13 protein-coding genes are annotated in these 22613 nt (G+C 73.8%); 7 read left to right on the top strand and 6 right to left on the bottom strand.

Annotated elements, in window-relative coordinates; genetic code table 11:
• The first annotated feature begins 1 nt into the window (after nucleotide 1).
• The 4 genes from ACFV2S_RS14585 to ACFV2S_RS14570 all read left to right on the top strand — a co-directional run bounded on the left by ACFV2S_RS14585 (nucleotide 2) and on the right by ACFV2S_RS14570 (nucleotide 4551).
• Nucleotides 2-1027: an alpha/beta fold hydrolase gene (locus ACFV2S_RS14585; protein WP_385557852.1), complete on the top strand. Its 1026-nt coding sequence runs from the start codon at nucleotides 2-4 to the stop codon at nucleotides 1025-1027.
• Nucleotides 1024-2481: a carboxylesterase/lipase family protein gene (locus tag ACFV2S_RS14580; protein WP_385557849.1), complete on the top strand. Its 1458-nt coding sequence runs from the start codon at nucleotides 1024-1026 to the stop codon at nucleotides 2479-2481. The genes ACFV2S_RS14585 and ACFV2S_RS14580 overlap by 4 nt, the downstream gene beginning before the upstream one ends.
• 93 nt (nucleotides 2482-2574) lie before the next feature.
• Nucleotides 2575-3666: a hypothetical protein gene (locus ACFV2S_RS14575; RefSeq protein ID WP_385557846.1), complete on the top strand. Its 1092-nt coding sequence runs from the start codon at nucleotides 2575-2577 to the stop codon at nucleotides 3664-3666.
• A gap of 24 nt (nucleotides 3667-3690) precedes the next feature.
• Complete coding sequence (locus tag ACFV2S_RS14570; RefSeq protein WP_385557843.1) at nucleotides 3691-4551, top strand: DUF3592 domain-containing protein; 861 nt, start codon at nucleotides 3691-3693, stop codon at nucleotides 4549-4551.
• Nucleotides 4552-4581: 30 nt separating this feature from the next.
• Here ACFV2S_RS14570 and ACFV2S_RS14565 read toward each other — a convergent pair whose 3' ends face one another.
• The 3 genes from ACFV2S_RS14565 to ACFV2S_RS14555 form a co-directional block, all read right to left on the bottom strand.
• Nucleotides 4582-4857: a hypothetical protein gene (locus tag ACFV2S_RS14565; protein ID WP_385557841.1), complete on the bottom strand. Its 276-nt coding sequence runs from the start codon at nucleotides 4855-4857 to the stop codon at nucleotides 4582-4584.
• A gap of 108 nt (nucleotides 4858-4965) precedes the next feature.
• The gene (locus ACFV2S_RS14560) at nucleotides 4966-5544 is read right to left on the bottom strand and encodes a DUF1707 domain-containing protein (protein WP_385557838.1); all 579 of its coding nucleotides are present in this window, start codon (nucleotides 5542-5544) and stop codon (nucleotides 4966-4968) included.
• Nucleotides 5541-6170, bottom strand: coding sequence for a TetR/AcrR family transcriptional regulator (locus ACFV2S_RS14555; RefSeq protein WP_385557835.1), 630 nt, complete (start codon nucleotides 6168-6170; stop codon nucleotides 5541-5543). Before ACFV2S_RS14555 ends, ACFV2S_RS14560 begins: the two co-directional genes overlap by 4 nt.
• 258 nt (nucleotides 6171-6428) lie before the next feature.
• Here ACFV2S_RS14555 and ACFV2S_RS14550 point away from each other — a divergent pair, with 258 nt between their 5' ends.
• The 3 genes from ACFV2S_RS14550 to ACFV2S_RS14540 all read left to right on the top strand — a co-directional run bounded on the left by ACFV2S_RS14550 (nucleotide 6429) and on the right by ACFV2S_RS14540 (nucleotide 9524).
• The gene (locus ACFV2S_RS14550) at nucleotides 6429-6962 is read left to right on the top strand and encodes a hypothetical protein (RefSeq protein ID WP_383792177.1); all 534 of its coding nucleotides are present in this window, start codon (nucleotides 6429-6431) and stop codon (nucleotides 6960-6962) included.
• Between the two features lie 251 nt (nucleotides 6963-7213).
• On the top strand, nucleotides 7214-7720 hold the full coding sequence (locus tag ACFV2S_RS14545) for a hypothetical protein (protein ID WP_385557831.1): 507 nt from the start codon (nucleotides 7214-7216) through the stop codon (nucleotides 7718-7720).
• 160 nt (nucleotides 7721-7880) lie between these two features.
• Nucleotides 7881-9524: a long-chain fatty acid--CoA ligase gene (locus ACFV2S_RS14540; RefSeq protein WP_385557828.1), complete on the top strand. Its 1644-nt coding sequence runs from the start codon at nucleotides 7881-7883 to the stop codon at nucleotides 9522-9524.
• 54 nt (nucleotides 9525-9578) lie between these two features.
• Here the strand turns inward: ACFV2S_RS14540 and ACFV2S_RS14535 are convergent, their stop codons facing one another.
• From ACFV2S_RS14535 to ACFV2S_RS14525, 3 genes are all read right to left on the bottom strand, one after another.
• On the bottom strand, nucleotides 9579-10013 hold the full coding sequence (locus ACFV2S_RS14535; protein WP_385557826.1) for a hypothetical protein: 435 nt from the start codon (nucleotides 10011-10013) through the stop codon (nucleotides 9579-9581).
• Nucleotides 10010-11125, bottom strand: coding sequence for a flavin-containing monooxygenase (locus tag ACFV2S_RS14530; RefSeq protein WP_385557823.1), 1116 nt, complete (start codon nucleotides 11123-11125; stop codon nucleotides 10010-10012). The genes ACFV2S_RS14535 and ACFV2S_RS14530 overlap by 4 nt, the downstream gene beginning before the upstream one ends.
• A gap of 187 nt (nucleotides 11126-11312) precedes the next feature.
• The gene (locus tag ACFV2S_RS14525; RefSeq protein WP_385557820.1) at nucleotides 11313-22337 is read right to left on the bottom strand and encodes an amino acid adenylation domain-containing protein; all 11025 of its coding nucleotides are present in this window, start codon (nucleotides 22335-22337) and stop codon (nucleotides 11313-11315) included.
• Between the last annotated feature and the right edge of the window lie 276 nt (nucleotides 22338-22613).

Raw genomic sequence — 22613 nt, 5'->3', positions numbered from 1 at the left:
CATGACCACCCTGCGCACCCGCCGTGTCACCACCGGCAGACTCACCCAGCAGATCACCGAGACCGGGTCCGAGGGCGAAGCCGTCGTCTTCGTCCACGGCAACGTCTCCTCCTCCGCCTTCTGGCACAGCACCCTGACCACGCTCCCGGACCGCTACCGTCCCCTCGCCGTCGACCTGCGCGGCTTCGGCGGCACCGACCCGCTGCCCGTCGACGCCACGCGCGGCCTGCGCGACTACTCCGACGACCTCGCCGAGCTGCTCACCGCCCTCGGCATCGACCGGGCCCACCTCGTCGGCTGGTCCATGGGCGGCGGCGTGGTCATGCAGTACCTCCGCGACCACCCGGCCGCGGTGCGCTCCGTCACCCTGGTCAGTCCGGTCTCCCCGTACGGCTTCGGCGGCACGCACGGAGTCGACGGAACCCTCAACTCCGAGGACGGGGCGGGATCGGGCGGCGGCACCGCCAACCCGGACTTCGTCCGGCGGCTCGCCGGGGGCGACCGCGGCGAGGACTCCCCGACCTCCCCGCGCTCCGTCCTGACCTCCTGCTACGTGAAGCCGCCGCTGCGCCCCGCGTACGAGGACGAGTACGTCGAGTCGATGCTCGCCACCCGCCTCGGCGACGACCACTACCCGGGCGACAGCAGGCCGTCCGCCGCCTGGCCCGGCATCGCGCCCGGCACGCGAGGGGTGCTCAACTGCATGGCCCCGACCCATTTCCGCGTCGACGACCTGCACCTGCTCGAATCCAAGCCGCCGGTCCTGTGGATCCGGGGCGAGGACGACATCATCGTCTCCGACACCTCGATGTTCGACCTGGCGCACCTCGGCGCGATCGGCGCCGTGCCGGGCTGGGACGGCACCCCCGCGCAGCCGATGATCGCCCAGACCCGGTACGTCCTGGACCGCTACGCGGCGGCCGGCGGCGCGGTGCGGGAGGTCGCGGTGGCCGGCGTGGGCCACGCCGTCCACCTCGAACGCCCCGAGGAGTTCGGCAAGGCGCTCCTGGAGGTCCTGTCCGCATGACGGTGTGCCGTACCCGGCAGGGGGAGGTCCGCGGCCGGACCTCCCCCGACGGCGTGACCTCCTTCCTCGGAATCCCCTACGCCGCCCCGCCGTTCGGCGCGCGACGGTTCCGGGCGCCCGCCCCGCCCGAGCCGTGGACGGGGGTGCGCGACGCCACGGCCCACGGACCGACGGCGCCGCACGCGCCCTACGCCCCGCCCTTCGACGCCCTCATCCCGGACGACGTGGTCCCGGGGGAGGAGTGCCTGAACCTCGGCGTGTGGACCCCCGCCCCGGAGCCGGGCGCCGGCCTCCCCGTGATGGTGTGGCTGCACGGAGGCGCGTTCACCAACGGCTCGGGCTCGGCGTCCGCGTACGACGGGAGCGCCTTCGCCCGGGACGGCGTCGTCTGCGTCACGCTCAACTACCGGCTGGGGGCCGACGGCTTCCTGCGCCTGCCGGGCCGCCCCGACAACCGGGGCCTGCTCGACCAGATCGCCGCGCTGCGCTGGGTCCGCGACAACATCGCCTCCTTCGGCGGTGACCCGGACCGGGTGACGGTCTTCGGCGAGTCGGCGGGCGCGATGAGCATCGGCGCCCTGCTGACCGCCGAGGAGGCCCGCGGGCTGTTCCACCGGGCGATCCTGCAGAGCGGCGCCTGCCACCACTTCCTGCGCCCCCGGTCGGCGGAGCTGATCGCGGCCCGGCTGGCGGAGAAGCTGGGGATCGAGCCGACCCCGGAGGCCTTCGAGACCGTTCCCCTGGAGGAACTCGTGTCTGCCCAGGCCGAGTTGCGGGCCGAGGTGGGAGCCGACCCGGACCCGGCGCGCTGGGGCGAGGCCGTCCTGAACATGATGCCGTTCGAGCCCGTACAGGAGGGCCTCGCCCTCCCCGGACCGGACCGCGGCGTCGACCTCCTCATCGGCAGCAACCGCGAGGAGTACCGGCTGTTCCTCGTCCCGACCGAGCGCCTCGACGTCTTCCCCGAGGCCTCGCTCCGCGCCATGACCGCGGCCTACGGCCTCGACCCGGACGAAGCCCTCCCCGCCTACCGGGCCGCCCGCCCGGCCGCCACGCCCGGCGAACTCCTCGACGCGGTGGCCACCGACTGGTTCTACCGGATCCCCGCCGTCCGCCTGGCCGAGTCCGTCCCCGGCTCGTACCTGTACGAGTTCGCCTGGCGCTCGCCCCGGTTCGACGGCGCGCTCGGCGCCTGCCACGCCCTCGAACTGCCCTTCGTCTTCGACCGCCTCCACGACCCGTCGTACGCGCCGCTGCTCGGGGCCGACCCGCCCCAGGCCCTCGCGGACGCCGTGCACGGCGCCTGGGTCTCCTTCGCGAAGACCGGCAGTCCCGGCTGGAAGGCGTACGACAGGACGCACCGCACCACGATGACCTTCACCGGCGCGAGCGGATCCGGCGCCGTCGAGGACCCGCGGGCCCGGGAGCGGCTCCTCTGGGACGGGGTGCGCTGAGGGGCCGCCGGGCGGGGACGTGCGGGGGCCGGGCGCGCGAGGACCCGTGCGAAGGCCTGTCGGCCGGCACCGGGGCCCGGCACAATCGTCCGTATGACGATCACCACGGAACGGACCTCCGCGGGCCGGCGGACGGCCGCCCTGGCCCGGGGGTTCCTGACGGGTGGGGTGATCGGGCTGTCGCCCGCCGCGCTCGTCGTCGGCACGGTCGTCGAGAGCGTGCCGCTGTTCGTCGCGGGCCTCGTCGTGCCCCTCGTGTACGGCCTGCTCCTCCACCTCGCCGGTGCGCCGCGGCGCGCCCGGGAGGCGGCCGTCGCCCCCCGCACGGCCCTCGCGCTGGTCGGAGACCGGGAGGCCGTCCGGGGCGAGACCAGTGACGTACCCGTGCGGTTCGAGCTCACCGTCGCACCGGACGACGCGCCGCCGTTCCGCGTGACGGTCACCCAGGACGTCCACGTCGTCGACCTCCCCGACTACCGGCCGGGCGGCGTCGTCGTGGTCGCGTACCCGCCGGACCGGCCGTGGCGGGTGCGGATCGTGAAGCGGCCGACGCCGCAGTGGGAGGAGCGCGCGGCCGGCGCGCGGCTCGACTCCGCGCCCGGGGCGGCCGTGGTGGCCGAACCCCCGGAGGGCACCGCGGTCGGCTTCGTCACCCTCCTCGGCCTCGTGCTCGGCGCTGCCGCCGTGATCCTGCTGTTCCGCGCGGACCTCTTCGGCCGGGACGCCACCGCGCTCCCGCCCGCCACCCCGGGGCCCTCCGCCTCCTCCGCCTCGTGGACCGTGGCCGTGTCCGCGGAGTCCGGCAGCGTCACCCTCGGGGCCGGCCGCTCGTTCCTCGACGAGGGCGAGCTGCGACGGGCCGTCGCATCCCTCACCGGGGGAGCGGGGACGCGCGAGGCGCTGAGCGTCGTCGTACAGGAACGCCTGGTGTCGGTTGTGTTCGCCCCCACCGGTACGCGGGGCCCGCGCTTCGACCCGCGGTCCCTGCCGTACGCACGGATCCCCGCGCTCGTCGAGGAGGCGAGGACCACGCTCGGCGTCCCCTCCGCGCGGACCTGGCAGCTGACCGCCGACCGCCTCACCGGCTCCCTCACCCTCCGGGTCGCCGTGACCGGTCCCGGGGGCCCGGCCTCGCTGGAGGCCGACGGACAGGGCAAGGTGGTGCGGCGGACGCCGGCACGGTGAGCCGCGGGGGCGGGAGGAGGACGCATGGGACTGCACGGGTATCTCGCGCTGTGGTGCGGGGTGTTCGGCGCGTGGGCGTTGATCGGGTACGGGCGCTCGCTGGCGGGGCGGACCCGGGCCCAGCGGACGGTCACGACCGTGGGGCGGATCGAGCGGGTGCGCGCGCCACGGCACGGCGGCTCCCCGAGCGACGGGATCTCCGTGGTCGTCACCTTCCGCGATCCCTCCACCGGGGCGGAGTTCACCGTGACCAACGACGGCGAGCGCGGCGAGCGGATCACCACGGCCTGGACGGGCCGGGAGATCGGCGTCCGCTACCCCGCCGGCCGGCCGCACGCCTACCGTTTCACCGCGAACCTCGACGGGCCCGGACGAGGGCTCGGATGGCCGAACTTCGCCGCCTTCCTCGTCTACGCCGGTCTCGTGGTCGTCACGGCGATCGAACGGGGCTGGCCCTGGGCCCTGTTCGGCTTCGGCTGGCCGTGGGCGGTCTCCGGCGCGTACCACCTGCCCGGGAACGTGCGCGACGCGCGACGCCGGATCGACGCGCTGGCGTCGCTGTCCACCGCGCCCGGACGGGTCACCGCCGTGCTCCGGCGCGTCAGCACCGACGACGACGGTCACACCTCCACCACCGTGGTGCCCGTCGTCTCGTTCACCACCCGCGAGGGCGCGGCGGTCACCGCCCACTGCGAGTCCGGCCTGCAGGACCCGGCGGGCTCGCGCGGCCGGGACGTCACGATCCGGTACGTGCCCGACGACCCGTCCCGCTTCACCCTCGACGCCGAGTCCGAGCAACGCGGGTGGCGGTGGGAGATCGCCCTCAACGTCCTGACGCTGATCGTCGTAGCCACGACGGCCGTCGTGGGAGCGGTCCTCGTCTGACCGTCGCGCCGATCGTCCTGAGCGGCCGGCTCAGCCCCGTGCCGAGGCCGCGCGGCGCCGGCGGGCGGCCCGCATCTCCGACGTGGCCACGACGAGGGCGGCGAGGTTCAGGGGGAAGGCGACGGCGGCCGCCGGCCCGGGAATGTCGACGGCGCGGAGCGCACTGGCCGCGGCGGAGGCCAGGAGGCAGACGAGCGGGAAGAAGCGGCGCCACCGGGGCAGGTCCTCCGTCCGGAGGACGGTGACGGCGCACCACAGGGTGACGGCGAAGAGCGCGATGCCGAGGGCGGCGACGGCGAACAGCATGACGGCGGACTTTCCTGGTGCTCGGGGGATCCCCGGAATTCTCGGTGATCTCCCGGGCGCCGTCCATCCGTGGCGGCACCCATCTCTCCGCCGCCGCCCGGACTCGCCCTAGGGTCGGCTCCGCTGCTTCCCGGTGCGGGTGACGACGGCGCCGAACAGGGCCAGGCCCCTGATCACGACCCGGGGCGTGCCCGGCTTCCCGATCCGCCGGGCGGCGCGCTTGTCGAAGACGCCGAAGAGCCCGAAGCCCCGCACCTCGACCTCGATGTCCTCCGGTACGACGATCCTGGTGCCGCCCCACAGGGCGACGGCGCGGATCTCGGTGTCCTGGCTGCTGAACCGTGCCTCGGTGAGGTCGATCCGGCCGCCGCCCCACATCGACCAGAGCGTCATCCGGGGCGGCACCACCCAGGCGCCCTTCCGCTCGAAGCCGCCGAAGACACCGGCGACGAAGCCCCGCGAGCTCGGCGGCCGGTCCACCACGAGCGCGTCCCGGGGGCCGGGGCGGGGGAGGCCGCGGCAGGCCTCCTCCAGGTCGCCCCGGGTGCGCGCGGCGTGCACCTCGTCGAGCCGCGCCGACAGGTCCGCCAGCGGCAGCCGCCCGTTCTCGACGGCGGCCCGCAGCCGCTCCTCCGCGTCGGCACGCTCACGGTCCGAGGCGAGGATGTCCAGGTCGTACCGGGTCACGGCGTCAGCCCTCCGAGATAGGCGGCGAGAACAGAGGAGAGTGCGGTGCGGTAGGCGGCGTCGTGGCCGGGCCGGTCGGGGTCGTGCCCGAGGTCGGTGAGCCAGTAGCGCCGCCCGAGGGCGTAGCCGTACGCCCCGGACATGGCGAGCAGGACGACCGTCTCGATCCGCTCCCGGTCGGGCCCCTCCGGCGGGGGGAGCACGGAGCGGACGCCCTCCTCGATCACGTCGACGAGGCGGGAGAGGTTCGTGGGGGAGCCGGGGGCGGTCTCGTCGTCCCAGCCGTGGAGCTGCGACCACGTCCACAGCCGGACGTACCGCTCGTCGGCGAGGATCTCGAAGAGCACCTCCGTCATGCCGTTCGCGTACGGCACGCTCCCGTCGGCGCGCATCCGCTCCCGTACGAGCTCCCGCTTGCGTGCGTTCTCGCGTTCCAGGACGGCCCGCACCAGGGCGCGGTAGGTCCCGAAGTAGTGCGTGACGAGCCCGTGCGTCACCCCGGCCGCCTCCGCGACCCGGCGCAGTCCGGCGCCGTCGGGCCCGTACCGCGCGATGAGCTCGGTGGCGGCGTCCAGGATCTCGGCGCGCGCCTGGTCCGGGGTGCGCCGACGTCGTGCGGGGGGCACGGCACCTCCTTGTCGGCAGGGTGGGCGACAGCTTGTTGTCCACCCTGCCAACAGGAGGCCGAGCCGGTCAACCCGCCGTGCTCCGCGCAGACATGGAAGAGGGGCGTCCGGATACAGGAAGTCGGGCACCGCGTTCCGGAACTTTGGCCTGAATTCCTCGCCGCAACGGCCCTCGATCATGGAAACTGTCGGCAACGGCCCCAGATGTGGCCGGAGTTCATCGAGAACTGACAAGTGCGGGGGATCAACATGGCAAGGATGGCTCACCGTCGTTCGGCGCGCATAGCGGGCGTGATGGCCGGCGCGGCGCTGGTCGTCGGCGGCACCACCGGCATCTCGAACGCCGCGACGACCCCGCCCGGGGCCAGCGCGTTCACCGGCCTCGGGAACTACGGCGTGGTCACGACCACGCACCCCGACGCCACGGGCTGCAACGGCTACAAGGTGGTCGGTTCGGGGACCGTCTCCGGCAACCGGATCACCGGCGGCGGCACCTGGTCGCAGAAGGAGGACGCGTGTACCGCCACCGTCCCCGGCAAGTGGGACATCAACGGGTCGGTCACGATCACCGAGGCCGACGGTGACCAGCTCTTCTTCACCTACCACCTCAGCGCGCCGCTGACCGAGGACACCATGGTGTACCCGACCGGCACGTTCACGATCACCGGCGGCACCGGCAGCTTCGACGAGGCCGTCGGCGGCGGCAAGATGAACGCCTCGGTCAACCTGCTGGACAAGGCGCACGTCAGCGCCAACCTGGACGGCACCATGGGCTTCCGGTGGCAGATCTGATCTAGGTCCGCCTCCGGGCGGGTGACGGCCTACGGTCGGCATCCGCCGCTCCGGGCCGGCCTCGTCCCCGACGGGGCCGGCCCCGCCCCCGCCCGAAACGCCAGTGGTGCGCATGCCTCGACGGAAGGGTCCCCGATCGGGGAAACTCGTCTCCAACAGCCTTGTGCATAGGCTGAGTTGGGCATCTGACAAGTTCGGGGGAGAACATGGGAAGAGCTGCCCGCCACTGGTCCGCGCGCATAGCGGGCGTGATGGCCGGAACGGTACTGATCGCCGGGGGGACGGCCGGCGTCACCTTCGCCGCCGAGACCGGTCGCGCGTACGCCGCGGAGACGTACGAACCCACGGTGAACATCACCAACAACTTCGCGGTGGTCGCGACCGTCCATCCCGACACCGTGGGCTGCAACGGCTACAAGGTGACAGGAAAGGGCACCTCGGTCGGCAAGCCCGTCACCAGCGCCACCTGGACCCAGGACGAGGTCGTGTGCACGGCCACGATCCCCGGGAAGTACGACATCAAGGGAACGGCCACGATGATCGAGGCCGACGGCGACAGACTCACCATCAGCTACACCCTCTCCGCGCCGCTCACCTCGGACACCCTGGTCTACCCGTCCGGGACGTTCAAGATCACCGGCGGCAGCGGCAACTACGCCTTCGTGGCCGGCAGCGGCAAGATGAACGCCCGCGTCAACCTCCTGGACCACGACCACGTCAGCAGCTCGCTGCTGGGCGACATCCAGTACACGGGCTGATCCGGCCGACACCCGGAACCACGACCGGTGGTGGCGCACCGCCGCCACCCTCCGCCAGAGCCGGCTCCGCCGTACGGGGCCGGCTTCGGCGTTCCACGGAGCCTGCGGCACCCCCGCAGCGTCTCCCCATCCCGCCGCGCGATGTTCAAGGGGCCGCACCATGAAGAGCACGATGCAGGACCGCGAACTGCTCGTCCGCGACATCCTCGCGCACGGCCGACGCGTCTACGGGGACAGCCGGGTGGTGCGATGTTCCGACGGGCCGACCGCACGGTCCTCACAGACCTTCGCCGACATCGCACGCCAGGCCGAACAGCTCGCCGCCGCCCTCGCCCGGCTCGGCGTACAGCTCGGCGAGCGGGTCGCCACCCTCGCCTGGAACACCCCCGAGCACCTGGTCGCCTACCTCGCCGTACCGAGCATGGGCGCGGTGCTCCACACCCTCAACCTGCGCCTGCACCAGGACCAGTTGGGCTACATCGTCGAGCACGCCGAGGACGCCGTCCTCCTGGTCGACGCGAGCCTCCTGGACATGCTCGGCCCCCTCCGCGACCGGCTGGGCGGCGTGCGCCACGTGGTCGTCATCGGCGACGCGCCGGAGCCGGACCTGCCCGCGCACATCGCCGTACACCGCTGGGACGCGCTCCTCGCCGCCGAGACCCCCGGCTACGACTGGCCCGACCTCGACGAACGGGAGGCGGCGGCGCTCTGCTACACGACCGGCACCACCGGCAACCCCAAGGGCGTGGCCTACAGCCACCGTTCCATCACCCTCCACACGCTCGGCGTCTCCGCCGGCGCCGGATTCGCGATGCACGACGGCGACCGCGTCCTGCCGATCGTGCCCATGTTCCACGCCAACGCCTGGGGCTGGCCGTACGCCGCCTGGCTGGCCGGCTCCGACCTGATCATGAACGGCCGGCAGCTGCACACACCGGACCTGGCCCGCATCATCAACGAGGAGCGGCCCACCGCGGTCGCGGCGATCTGCACCATCTGGAACAGCCTGGTCCACCACGGCGAGGAACACCCGCTGGACCTGAGCACCGTGCGGCTCGCGGGCTGCGGCGGCGCGACCCCGCCGCGCGCCCTGCTCGCCCGGCTCAAGGACCGCTACGGCGTCCGCCTGAAGCAGGGCTGGGGACTGACCGAGACCAGCCCCCTCGCCACCTTCGCCGTCCCGCCGCACGGCACCCCCGACGAGGAGGAGGTCCAGTGGCTCGCCAAGAGCGGCCGCGTGATGCCCTTCGTGGAGGTGCGGCTCATCGCGGAGGACGGCACCGAACAGCCCTGGGACGGCAACTCGGTGGGCGAACTGGAACTGCGCGGCCCCTGGGTCACCGGCTCCTACCTCCACACCGAGGACTCCCCGGAGAAGTTCCACGACGGCTGGCTGCGCACCGGCGACCTCGGCGTGATCGAGCCGGGCGGCTGGGTGGTGGTCAGCGACCGGCTCAAGGACGGCATCAAGAGCGGCGGCGAGTGGATCTCCACCATCGAGCTGGAGAACGCGATCATCGAGCACCCCGCCGTCCTGGAGGCGGTCGTGGTCGGCGTGCCCGACCCGCGCTGGGAGGAACGCCCCCTGGCCTGCGTGTCGCTGGTGCCCGGAGCCGCCGTCGGCGGGGACGAGCTGCGGGCGTTCCTCGGCGGGCGCGTGGCGCGCTGGTGGATCCCGGAGCGGTGGTCCTTCATGGACGCCGTGCCCAAGACCAGCGTCGGCAAGTACGACAAGCGGGCCGTCAGGAGCCTGTACGGGGACGGGGCCCTGGACGTCTGGCAGACCGGCACCGCACGGAGCTGAACGCACGGGAGGCGGCACCCCGGACCGCCCGGGGCGCCGCCTCTCCGCCGCGCGTCAGACCGCCGTGAGCCGGCCGGCCTCCTCCAGCAGCTCCCGCTGCTCGTCGGGCCCGAGGCCCAGCTCCCGCACCCAGCGGAGCGTCAGGACGAGGCGGGCCTGCATCGTCCGCTCCGGGTCCGTGAGTCCACCGCCCTGTCCTCCGTCCTCGGCGAGACCGGCGGCGACCAGGCCTTCGAGCACCGCCGGCTCGAAGTCCTCGGCCCCGGCCTCCAGCGAGCCGAGGAACCCGGCGACGTACGCGCCGATCTCCTCGGGGCTCGCGCCCCGCGGGAAGCGGCGGCGCGCCGCGAGACCGAAGGCGGAGCCCACGGCCTCCCCGTACCGGGGGCCGGCAGGGTCGAGAGCGGCGGACTTCTGGGCGAATCCGATGAAGTCGAACGCCAGCAGGGCGCCCAGCACATCGAGTTCGGTCGTGGTGACGGTGGTCATGACGGCTCGCCTTCCGCCGTGGGGGCAACGGTCGTGGTGGTCGCGGCGGCCGTGATCGCCGCCACCGCGCGCTCGGCGTCCCGGCCGACGAAGCCGATCAGCGCCGAGCCGCGGGTCCGCATCCGGTAGAGGCCCAGGTAGTGGCTGCCGGGCAGCACCCCCGTGCCCTCGGTGTGCCGGGGCCGCCCCTCCTCGTCGAGCATCTCCGGGTCCAGCCAGCTCCAGTCGGTCAGATACCCGGTCGCCCAGATCACCGCGGACGGCTTCAGGCGCTCCCCGTCCGCGACCACCAGCTCGGCGCCCTCGGCCGCGGTGACCCGGCCCACCGTCCGTATCCGGCCCGCCGCGACGAGGCCGGGCACCCGGTCGCCGACGATCGGGTCCGGCGCCTGCATGCTCACCGGCAGGCTCATCACGCCGAGGACGCTCATCCACCAGAACATGTCCCGGCCGACGACCGTCTGCGGCAGCGGAGGCGAGACGGCCTCGCTGCAGCTGAGGACCACGGTGTGGGTCTCGGACAGCTCCGCGGCGATCTGCCGGCCGGAGTTGCCGTCGCCGACGACGACCACGGTGCCCGGCGGCACCTGGGCCGCGCCCCGGTACTCACTGGTGTGCAGGGTGGGCACGTCCTGGCTCAGCCCGGCGGCGAAGTCCGGCACCCGGGCCCTGCCGAACGCGCCGGTCGCGATGACGACCCGGCCGGCCCGGCACGTGCCGTGGGCGGTGGTCAGCAGATAGCCGTCCCCGTCCCGGCGCAGCGACAGCACCCGGTGACCGGTCAGGACCGGGAGGCCGAACCGCTCGGCGTACTCCCGCAGGTACGCCACCACCTCGTCCTTGCCCGGGTAGTGCGCCGTGTCCCCGGGGAAGGGCAGGCCCGGCAGCCCGGAGAACTGCGCGGACGTGAACAGCCTCAGCGTGTCCCAGCGCCGCTCCCAGGTCTCGCCGACCTCGTCGCCCGCGTCGAGCAGCACGCACTCGATCCCGGCCCGCCGCAGGTGGTACGCGGCGGCGAGCCCGGACTGGCCCGCCCCGACGACGGCGACCGGCACGGACGCCGGCAGGGTGCTCGTCGGCCGACGCGTCGGGTCGGCCTGATCTGTTTGCATACCGCATGTCCTCGTCTCTTGGACCTGGAGCCCGCGGAACCGCGGGACCGGTCCGGGGGGAATCGGCCGGACCGGGGCCGGCCCGGTCCGGGAGGGACCGGGGCCGAACCCCGTCCGGGGCGGACCGGGCGGCACCCGGTCCGGGGGGCCGGCCGGGCCGCCCGTGGGACGGCCCGGCCGGACCGGTTCAGTGCGCGTCGAGCGCCCGGCGCAGCTCGCCTGCCAGGACGCGCAGCCGCTCGCCGCGCATCACCGTGTAGTGGTCGCCGGGCACGTCCACGAGGGCCGCGTCACCGGGGAAGTACCGCATCCAGCGGTGCGCGGTCTCGACGGTCGCACCGCCGTCCGCGGCCCGCAGCGACACCACGCGCCCGGCGAAGGCACGGGGCGTGTGGCGCAGCAGGGCCCGGTAGTTGCTCCGGAACCGGTCGACGATGCCGCTCAGCGTGCCGAGGTCGATGTCCCCGGACAGCGCCCCCGCGGCCCGCGCCTCGGCGTGCAGCACCTCCACCGGCGGCCGGCCGTCGAAGGCCTCGGCCGGCAGCTCCCACTCCACACCGGCCAGACCCGCCAGGTCCCGGGCGAACCAGGACAGCAGCGTCTCGTCGGAGACGGGCGTCCCCTCGGCCGGACCGGGCTCCACCATCAGGTCGACCACGGCCAGCAGCTCCACCTCGGCGCCCGCCGCGGTGAGCTGGGCCGCCATCTCCAGGGCGATCACCCCGCCCATCGACCAGCCGCCGAGCCGGTACGGGCCCTCCGGCAGCGCCTCCCGGACCGCGGCCACGTAGTGGGCGGCCATGCCCCCGACCCCGTCCAGCTCCGCGTCCGGCAGCTGCAGCGCGTAGAACGGCTGCTCCTCGCCGAGGAGTTCGGCGAGCTCCGCGTAACAGAGCACGTCACCGCCGACCGGGTGCACGAACACCAGCGGCGTCCGCGTACCGCTCGTGCGCACCGGAACCAGCGCCCTGCGTCCGTCCTCGCCGCTGCCCGCCTCCCGGACCGCCTGCGCGAGCAGCTCGATCGTCGGCCGGGCGAAGAGGGTGGACAGCGGCAGGCTGCGGCCCAGGCCGCGCGCGATCCGGGCCATCAGGCGCACCGCGAGCAGCGAGTCCCCGCCGAGGTCGAAGAAGCTCGCGGTCACCCCGATCTCGGTGACGCCGAAGAACTCCGCCCAGATCTCCGCGAGCCTGCGCTCCACCTCGTCGCGGGGCGCCACGAAGCCGGCGCCCTCCGCGGCGACCTCGTCCGGCGTGGGCAGGGCCGCCCGGTTGACCTTCCCGTTGTCGCTGAGGGGCAGCTCGTCCAGGACGAGGACCCGCTGCGGCACCAGGTGCGCCGGAACCACCCGGCGCAGTGCCTCGGTGATCTGCTGCTCCGTGTCGTCGCGCCCCTCGTCGAGGACGACGTACGCGATCAGCCGCTTCGGCCCGTGCTGCTCGCCCGCCGCGACGACCGCGGCGCTGCGCACCCCCTCGCACTGGGTGAGCCCGGACTCCACCTCGCCGAGCTCGATCCGGTAGCCCTGGATCTTCACCTGGGAGTCCAGCCGGCCGAGGAACTCGATGGTGCCGTCCGGCAGGAAGCGCCCCATGTCGCCGGTCCGGTAGAGCCGTTCGCCGGTGACCGGGTGGTGCAGGAACGCGGCGCCGGTCTTCGCCTCGTCGTTCAGGTAGCCGCGGGCCAGACCGACGCCCGCGATGTACAGGTCGCCCGGCACCCACACGGGGCAGGGCCGCATCGAGGCGTCGAGCACGTGGAAGCGCTGGTTACGCATCGCCTTGCCGTACGGGATGCTCACGCAGTCGTCCGGGACGTCACCGATGGGGTGCAGGATCGACCAGATCGACGCCTCCGTGGCGCCGCCGAGGCTCCACAGCCCGGCGTCCGGCAGGAGGAGCCGGATCCGTCCGGGCAGCGACACCGGGATCCAGTCGCCGCTCATCATGACGAGCCGCACCGGCAGCCCGGTCAGACCGTTCGACAGGGCGTGCTCGGTGAACATCTCCATCAGCGCGGGAACGCTGTTCCAGATCGTCACCCCGTGCTCGGCGACGAGCTCCGCCCAGCGGGCGGGCTCGCGGTGCGCGGCCGGCTCGGGCAGCACCAGGGCGCCGCCCACCGAGAGCAGTCCGAAGACGTCGTAGACCGACAGGTCGAAGTGCATCGCGGACAGTCCGAGAGCCCGGTCAGCCGCGGTCACGCCGTACCGCTCGTTGACGTCGACCACCGTGTTCAGGGCCGCGCCGTGCTCGATCATCACGCCCTTCGGCAGGCCCGTGGAGCCCGAGGTGAAGATCACGTAGGCGAGGTCGCCCGGCTTGGCACCGGACTCGCCGAGCGGGCTCTCCTCGCCCGCGTCGTCGGCCCGCACCACGGTCCTGACCACGCCCTCGGGCCAGTCCGCCGCCTCCTCCACCCACGGCTGGGTGACCACATGGCTGATCCCGGCGCTGCCGAGCAGCACGTGCAGCCGCTCGACGGGCACCCGCGCGTCGATCGGGACGTACGCCGCCCCCGACCGCAGGATGCCGAGCGCCGCGACGACCTGCTCCCAGCCCTTGTCCATGACGATCGCCACCAGGTCGCCGGGACCGGCGCCCTGGGCCCGCAGCGCGTGCCCCACCTGGTTCGACCTGAGGTCGAGCTCCCGGTACGTCAGGGTCAGCGCCGACGAGATGACGGCGGGCGCGCCGGGCGTGGCCGCGGCCTGGGCGAGCACCGCGTCGTGCAGCAGCCCGTCGGGCACGGGCCCGTCGGTGTCGTTCGCCTCGGCCCGTACGTCCAGATCGGCCGCCGGTACGAGCGCCGGACGGGGCCGCCGCCAGGCCGCCGGGTCACCCGCCAGCTCGTGCAGCATCCGCTGGTACGCGGCGAACATGGCGTCCACGCAGCCCGCGGGGAACAGCTCCTCGATCACGTCCCAGTTCAGGACGAGCTCACCGGCCTCCTCGACCGCCTGGTGGTCCAGCCAGACCTGCGGCGTACGGACCGAGCTGCTCACCTGACGGCCGTTCTCACCGATCCCCGCCAGGTACTGGACGACTCCGCGCCGCTCGGTGTCCTGCTGCCCCGCGAAGTTCACCAGGCTCGTGAAGACCACCGGCGCGGCGGCCCGCACCGAGGCGCCCCGCGCCCGGTTCAGCTCCCTGAGCACCTGCACACCGCTGACCTGGCTGTGCTCCATGTCGCTCCACAGCCGGGCCTGCACGTCGCTCGCACGGGCGGCGAACGTGTCGTCGGCCGCGTCGCGGATCTCCAGCATCAGCGTGGTGGAGAAGTTGCCGATCACGTCCCCGACCTGCGGGTGCAGCGGCAGCCGGTTGAAGTAGAGCAGGTTCAGCGAGAAGTCGGGCGTGGCGCTCCACTCGGCGATCACCTGCGCGTACGCGGTGCACAGGGCCGCCGAGGGGCTGACCCCGGCCGCCGCCGCGTGCTCCTTGAACCGGTCCCACTCCTCCTTGGGGAGCGTCGCACCACGGTGGTGGAACACCGGCCGGTCCAGACTCGACGGGGCCACGGCCAGCGGCAGCTGCGGCGCCCCCGGCAGGGTGTCGAGGCGGTCCCGCCAGTAGGCGACCGCCCGGTCGTACGCGGGCCCGCGATCCAGCTCGCGGGCCTGCCGCACGTAGTCCCGGTAGCGCAGCTCCAGCTCGGGCAGCTCCTCACCGCGGTAGCTCGCCGCCCACTCCTTGAACAGGATCGAGGTGCTGAAGCCGTCGATGATCAGGGCGTCGAAGCCGGCGTGCAGCCGGATCACCCGATCGTCGATCCGCGTCACCCGCACGTCGAACAGCGGCCAGCGGGCGGTGTCGAAGACCTGGTGCCGCATCTCCTCGTGGACGGCGACCAGCGCCTCCTCGCGCGCCTCCGGGGACAGCGCGGAGACATCCGTCTCACGGATCACATAGGCCGGGACCTCGCGCAGGACCCGCTGCTCGCCCTCCTCGGTGAAGACGGCCCGCAGCATGTCGTGACGCTCCACCATCGCCCGGAAGGACGCGCCGAGCCGGTCCAGGTCGACCTGCTCCAGGTCGATCTCGATCTGGAAGTACGTGGAGGTGTTGCCGAGTTCGAAGGCATCACCGCGGCCGACGAGGTACGCCTGCTGGAGGTCGGTCAGGCCGAACGGCTCGTACCGCTCCGCGTCGTCGGCGGACGAGGGGGCTTCGGGGCCCGACTCCGGCGTCTCCTCCTCGGCTCCCGCGCCGAGGGCGTCGAGCACGTCCCCGGCGATGTCCTCGGTGCTCCGGCCGCCCAGGAACGCCGTCATCGGCAGCAGGACGTCGAACTCCCGGTTCAGCGCCGTCCGGATCTTCATCGCGATCAGCGAGTCCAGGCCGAGGGCCTGCAGGGACTGCCCGGCGTCCAGCCGGGCCGCCACCGTGCCGAGCGCCTGCGCGACGGTCCGCGCCACGAGGGCGCGCACCGACCCGGGCTCCACCGCCGGAGTGGCCCCGGGCGCCTCGACGGACGCCTGCGGCGCCGGGACCTCGGCCCTCCGCACCGGTTCCGGCACGACCGGGGACACCCGGTCGGCCGCGGGTGCGCGGGTCGCCGCCGGCGCGGCCGCCGGCCCGACCGCCGGCCGGTCCACGGCCGGGACGATTCGCACGCCGTCGGCCTCGGCGACCAGCCGGCCCTGCGCGGTGATGAGCCGGATACGCGCCCGCGTACCGCCGTCGAACAGCTCGGCATGACAGCGCAGCCCGTCCGGGGCCCCGCCGCGGCCGTAGTGCACGAAGCGGTCGAGCCCGGCCGGCACCAGGGCCGGACCCTCCGTGGGGAGGCACGCCAGCGCCGTCTGGAACATGGCGTCGACGAGACCGGGGTGGATCACGTACCCCTCCGCCTCGCCGGGCCGCGCGGACCGGATCTCCGCGGTGGCCTCGCCCCGGCCGAGCCGGATCCGCTCGACCCAGCGGGCGGCGGACCCCAGGTACAGGGCGCGCTGCCACAGCAGCCGGTAGAGCGCGTCGCCGGTGAGCTCACGGCCCGAACCCACGGGGGCGAGCGTGACCGTCGGCGCGGCCGGCGCACCCGCCGCGGCCCGGCCCTGCGCGTGCAGCTGCCAGGCGCCGGAGGCGTCCTGGGCGTAGTAGCGGAACCGGCCCTCGTCCACGATGAGCTGGGCGCCGCGCTCGGCACCGGCAGCCGACAGGTCGGCGGCGACCGGGTCGAGCACCAGGTCGACGGGGAGCTCCAGGTCCTCGACGGACACCGGACCCGGCCCGGCGAGCTCGGTCACCGCCTCGACCAGCGACTCCACGAGCACACCGGCGCTGACCACCGGCCGCCCGCCGACCACGAAGTCCCCCAGGCAGGGATGCGCCACCGGGTCGAGACGCGGGGCGAACTGCGCCTGCGCGAGCGGCGACGACGGAAGCCGCGCACCCAGCAGACCGGCCTGCTCGACAGGACGGTCCACCGGACGGGACACCTCGTGCGGAGCGGCGGCGGGCTCGTTCAGGAGCCAGAAGTGCCGACGCTGGAACGGATACGACGGAAGCTCGACGGTGTGCGCGTCGTACGGCGCGAGCAGGGTGGTCCAGTCGACGGTGACGCCGTGGGTCCAGGCTTCGGCGGCGGATTGCGCGAAGTGGTCGAGGGTTCCGGTGTTGCGGTGGAGGGTGGCGACGACGGCGCCGGTGTCGCCGAGGGTCTCGGTGATGCCGGAGACGAGGACGGGGTGGGCGCTGACCTCGACGAAGACGACGTCGGGGGCGGCGAGTCGGGTGACGACCTCGGCGAGGCGCACCTTGCTGCGCAGGTTCCGGAACCAGTACGAAGCGTCCAGCTCGGCCGTGTCCAGGAGCCCACCGGTCACCGTCGAGTGGAAGGCGATCCGGCCCGACCGGGGTGCGACGTCCTTGAGTTCGCGGGCGAGGGTGTCCTGGATCTCGTCGACGTGAGCGGAGTGGGAGGCGTAGTCGACGGGGATGCGGCGGGCCCAGACTCCGGTGGCCTCGCACTGGGCGAGGAGTTCGTCGAGGGCTTCGGGCTGTCCGGCGACGACGGTCGACGACGGGCCGTTGACCGCGGCGACCGAGACGCGTCCGCTCCACGCGCTGAGGAGTTCCTCCGCCCGCGGCTCCGGGACGCTGAGCCAGGCCATGCCTCCGCCGCCGGACAGGACGCGCAGGGCCTTCGAGCGCAGGGCGACGACGCGGGCGCCGTCCTCCAGGCTCAGACCGCCCGCGACGACGGCCGCGGCGATCTCGCCCTGCGAGTGGCCCACGACCGCCGTGGGCTGCACGCCGTTGGCGCGCCACAGGGCGGCGAGGCCGACCATCATGGCCCAGGAGGCGGGCTGGACGACGTCGACGCGGTCCAGGCCCGGAGCGCCGTCCTCGCCGCGCAGGACGGCGGTGAGGGACCAGTCGACGAAGGGCGTGAGGGCCGTCTCGCAGGCGGCGATCACACGGGCGAACTCGGTTGAGGAGTCCAGCAGATCCGTGGCCATGCCGACCCACTGCGAACCCTGCCCCGGGAACACGAACACCACGGGAGCACCCGACGTCCGCCCCGGCTTCGCCCCGGTGACGGCCGAGGTGACGACTCCGGTCTCCCCGGCGGCCAGGGCGTCCAGGCCGGCCAGCAGCCCGTCGCGTCCCTCGGCGCCGGGAACGAAGGCCCGGGACTCGAAGGCGGAGCGCCCGACGGCCAGCGACAGCGCCACATCGGCGGTGCTCAGCTCGGGCCGCTCCCGTACGTACGAGGCCAGCCGCGCGGCGCCCTCGGCCAGGGCCTCCGGCGAACGCGCCGAGACCAGCCACGGCAGTGCCGCGCCGTCGAGGGCGGGTGTCCCGTCCGGCGTGGTGTCCTCGGCGGGCGTGTCCGCCGGAGCCTCCGCGAGGATGACGTGGGCGTTGGTGCCGCTGATGCCGAAGGAGGAGACGCCGGCGCGGCGGGTCCTGCCGTTGGTGGGGGTCCAGGGGCGGGGTTGGGTGAGGATCTCGACGCCGCCGGTGTCCCAGTCGACGAGTTCGCTGGGTTTGGCGACGTTGAGTGTTGCGGGGAGTTCGGCGTGGCGTAGGGCCATGACCATTTTGATGATGCCGCCGACGCCTGCGGCGGCTTGGGCGTGGCCGAGGTTGGACTTGAGGGAGCCCAGCATGAGGGGCTGTCCGTCGCGCTCGGTGCCGTACGTGGCGAGCAGGGCCTGGGCCTCGATCGGGTCGCCGAGCACCGTGCCCGTACCGTGTGCCTCGACGGCGTCGACTTCGGCGAAGGTCACCCCGGCGTCCTGCACGGCGGCGCGGATCACCCGCTCCTGGGCGGGGCCGCTGGGGGCGGTGAGTCCGTTGGAGGCGCCGTCCTGGTTGACGGCCGTACCGGCCACGACGGCCAGCACGGTGTGGCCGAGGCGGCGGGCGTCGGAGAGGCGCTCGACGACGAGGACGCCGACGCCCTCGGCCCAGGCGGTGCCGTCCGCGTCCGCCGAGAACGACTTGCAGCGGCCGTCGGTCGCGAGCCCGCGCTGTCGCGAGAACTCGACGAAGATGCCGGGCGTCGACATGACCGTCACACCGCCGGCGAGCGCGAGCGAGCACTCTCCCGACCGGACGGCGCGCACCGCGAGATGGAGGGCGACGAGCGACGACGAGCAGGCGGTGTCGACGGTCAGGGCCGGGCCCTGGAGGCCGAGGGTGTAGGCGACGCGGCCCGAGGCCACGCTCGACGTGGTGCCCGTCAGACCGAACCCGGCGGCGCCCGCCCCCGCCTCCCCGAGGCGCGGGCCGTACTCCTGGGCCATGACACCGGCGAACACGCCCGTCTGGGTCCCGCGCAGGGAGTCCGGGGCGATCCCGGCGCGCTCCAGGGCCTCCCAGCAGACCTCCAGGTAGGCGCGCTGCTGCGGGTCCATCGCCAGCGCCTCGCGCGGCGAGATCCCGAACAGCTCGGCGTCGAACTCGGCGGCGCCTTCGAGGAATCCGCCGTCGCGGACGTACGTGGTGCCCACGTGGGCGGCGTCGGGGTGGTAGAGGCCGTCGAGGTCCCAGCCGCGGTCGGCGGGGAAGCCCGAGATCACGTCGCGCTGCTCGGCGACGACCCGCCACAGCGCCTCGGGCGAGTCCACCCCGCCGGGGAAGCGACAGCCGATGCCGACGATCACGACCGGGTCGTCCTCACCGGTACGGGCCTCGGGCGCCGTCTCGGCCTCGTCCCGCGCGTCGGCGAGCAGCGCGGCCAGCCGGGCGGGGCTGGGGTGGTCGTACACGACGGTGGTGGGGAGCCTGCGCCCGGTGGCGGTGACGAGCCGGTTGCGGAGCTCGACGACCATCGCCGAGTCGATGCCCAGTTCCTTGAACGTCCGCCGGGGTTCGACGTCGGCGGCGGAGTCGTGGCCGAGGACGGCGGCGGTGTGCGCCCGTACGAGCTCCAGGGCGGCCGGGCCGGTCAGGGCGAGGTCGTGCTCGGCCTCGGGCGCGTCCGCGGCGGCCTCGGGGAGCACCGTGGCGGTGGGCCGGCGGGTCCGGGCGGCGTGGGGCCGTCCGGAGATCCAGTGGCGACGGCGCTGGAAGGCGTAGGTCGGCAGTTCGGCGCGGGGGGTCCCGGCGGGCGGGACCGGCAGGAGCGTGTCCCAGTCCACCTCGGCGCCGTGGCAGAACGCCTCGCCGAACGCGAGCAGCAGGCGCTGCGGCCCGCCCTCGCCGCGGCGCAGGGTGCCGAGCGCGGCCGCGGGAAGGTCGGCGTCCTCCGCGGTCTGCTGGACGGCGAGCGCCAGGACGGGGTGCGGGCTCATCTCGATGAACAGCTCGTGGCCCGCGTGGAGCAGGGCCCGCACGGCGGGTTCGAAGCCGACGGGCTCGCGGAGGTTGCGGTACCAGTAGTCGGCGTCCAGCTCGGAGCCGTCCAGCGCCGTGCCGGTCACGGTGGAGTGCAGCGGCACGGTTCCGGCGTGCGGCGCGATCCCGGCGAACTCGGCGGTCAGCGTGTCGCGCACGGCGTCGACGTGCGGGCTGTGCGAGGCGTAGGCGACCGGGACGCGCCGGGTGCGGACGTCCTCGCCGTAGTGCGCGGCCAGGGCGTCCAGGTCGTTCCCGTCGCCGGCCACCACGGTCATGCCGGGCGAGTTGACGGCGGCCACGCTCAGGCGCGGGAATCCGGCCAGGTCCGCGCGGACCCTTTCGGCGGGCAGCGAGACGGTGAGCATGCCGCCTCCGAGCCCGGCGAGCGCGCCGAGGGCGGTGCTCCGCACGGCGATCAGCCGGGCCGCGTCGTCCAGGGTGAGGGCGCCGCTGACGGTGGCGGCGGCGATCTCGCCCTGCGAGTGGCCGACGACCGCGGCGGGTTCGACCCCTGCCGCCCGCCACAGCGCGGCGAGTCCGACCATCACGGCCCACAGGGCGGGCTGCACGACGTCGTCGCGGTCCAGGGCGGGGGCTCCGGGGCGGCCGCGCAGCACGTCGGTCAGCGACCAGTCGCGGTACGGGCGGAGGGCGCGCTCGCAGTCCCCGATGACCTGCGCGAACTCGGGTGAGCTGTCGAGGAGTTCGGCGGACATCCCGGCCCACTGGGAGCCCTGGCCGGGGAAGACGAACACGGCCTCGCGGGTGGCGCCGGGGGTGGTGCCGGTGACCGCGGCCTGGGTGACCCCCGCGTCGGCCACCGCGTCCAGGGCGGTCAGCAGCGCGGCCCGGTCGGTGCCGGTCAGGACCGCCCGGTGGCCGAAGGCGGTGCGGTCGTGGACGAGCGCCCGGGCGACCGCCGCGGCGTCGAGCTCCGGGTGGTCCGCGAGGTGCTCGCGGAGCCGGGCGGCCTGGGCGCGCAGCGCCTTGTCGCCGCGTCCGGAGAGTACCCACGGGAGTAATGCGGAGGTGCGCGTTCCCTGCGTCCGTACCGGCTCGTTCTCGCTGGTCGGGGCGGCCGTGCGCGGCCATGCGCCGAGGACCAGATGGCAGTTCGTGCCGCCCATTCCGATCGATGTCACACCGGCGAAGAGCGGGGCGTCCGGATTCGGCCACGGACCGGTTTCGGTGACGGCGGCGAGGCGCAGTTCCTCGAAGGGGATCTGCGGATTGGGGGTTCGATAGTTGAGGGTCGGAACGAGTTCCCGCTCTTTGAGGCAGAGAATCGTCTTCACGAGTCCGGCAATTCCCGCGGCCCCTTCGAGGTGCCCGATGTTGGTCTTGACGGAACCGAGCCGGAGAGGATTTTCCGGAGTGCGGGAGGAGGAGAATACGGCGCCCAGAGCTGCGGCTTCGACGGGATCGCCGACGCGGGTTCCCGACCCGTGTATTTCGATGTACTGCGCGTGTTCCGGTGTTATTCCGGAGTTAACCCAGGCGTCACGTATGACGCGTTCCTGAGCTTTTCCGTCAGGAGTGGGGAGGGTGTCGCTCGCGCCGTCGCTGCCGACGGCTCCACCGTGCAGCAGACAGTGGATGCGGTCCCCGTCGGCGATGGCCCGACTGAGGAGTTTCAGCGCCACGACGCCGCCGCCCTCACCTCGCACATACCCGTTCGCCCGGGCGTCCAACGAGTAACATCGGCCGTCGGGCGAGAGGCTGCCGAAGGCCGCCAGGGCCTCGGTGCTCTCCGGTGCGAGGTTGAGGTTGACGCCGCCCGCCAGCGCGGTCACGGACTCGCCGCGGCGCAGGCTCTCGCAGGCCAGATGTACCGCCACCAGCGATGACGACTGTGCGCTGTCGATCACCATGCTGGGGCCCTGGAGCCCGAGGGCGTAGGAGACCCGGTTGGCGATGATGCCCCGGTGCAGGCCGGTCACGGTGTGCGCGGAGGTGGCCTCGGGGCCGGCCGCGTGGGTGACCGCAGCGTAGTCGTCGGCGATCGCGCCGACGAAGACGCCCGTGGCGCTGCCGGCGAGGGCGGCCGGGACGATGCCGGCGTCCTCGAGGGCCTCCCAGGCGAGTTCGAGGACGAGCCGCTGCTGCGGGTCCATCGCGGCGGCTTCACGTGGGGATATGCCGAAGAACTCGGCGTCGAACGCGTCGACACGGGGCAGAAAACCACCGGGACGCGGCGAACCGTCGTCACGGACGCCGAGGTGGGCGCGATCGGCGGGCGGTTCCGCTATGGCGTCGCGGCCGTTCCTGAGGAGATTCCAGAATTCGGCGGGGCCGGCACCGCCGGGGAAACGGCAGGAGAGCCCGACGACGGCGACGGCGTGGTCGTCGAACGGATCGGTCTTCGGGCGCGTCGGCGCGTCCCCGACCGAATCTTTCCGGTTCTGGGCATGGCGGATCATGGTGTTGTTGCTCCCCCCGTGAAGCACGATCAACAGCGTTGCCGACTCGGCGGCCCTGCCGGACTCAACTCGATTCGGACCCTAGCACCGAGGGGCCGCTCCGTAAACCAATGGCGAGAACGGGGGGATGGTATGCAAAACGAATGTGACAGAGAATCCAGAAGCCACTTGTGCGGGTTTTTCGAGACGGGCGTCCCATGATTGTTCCGGCGCATGGGCAGAGCCTCCCGGCCCGGTGACACCACCCTCCGGGACGGATTGCGGGAGGGTGGGGGT

Source organism: Streptomyces sp. NPDC059695, assembly GCF_042733785.1.
Taxonomy (GTDB): Bacteria; Actinomycetota; Actinomycetes; order Streptomycetales; family Streptomycetaceae; genus Streptomyces.
This window is presented reverse-complemented; position numbering and strand designations above follow the sequence as displayed.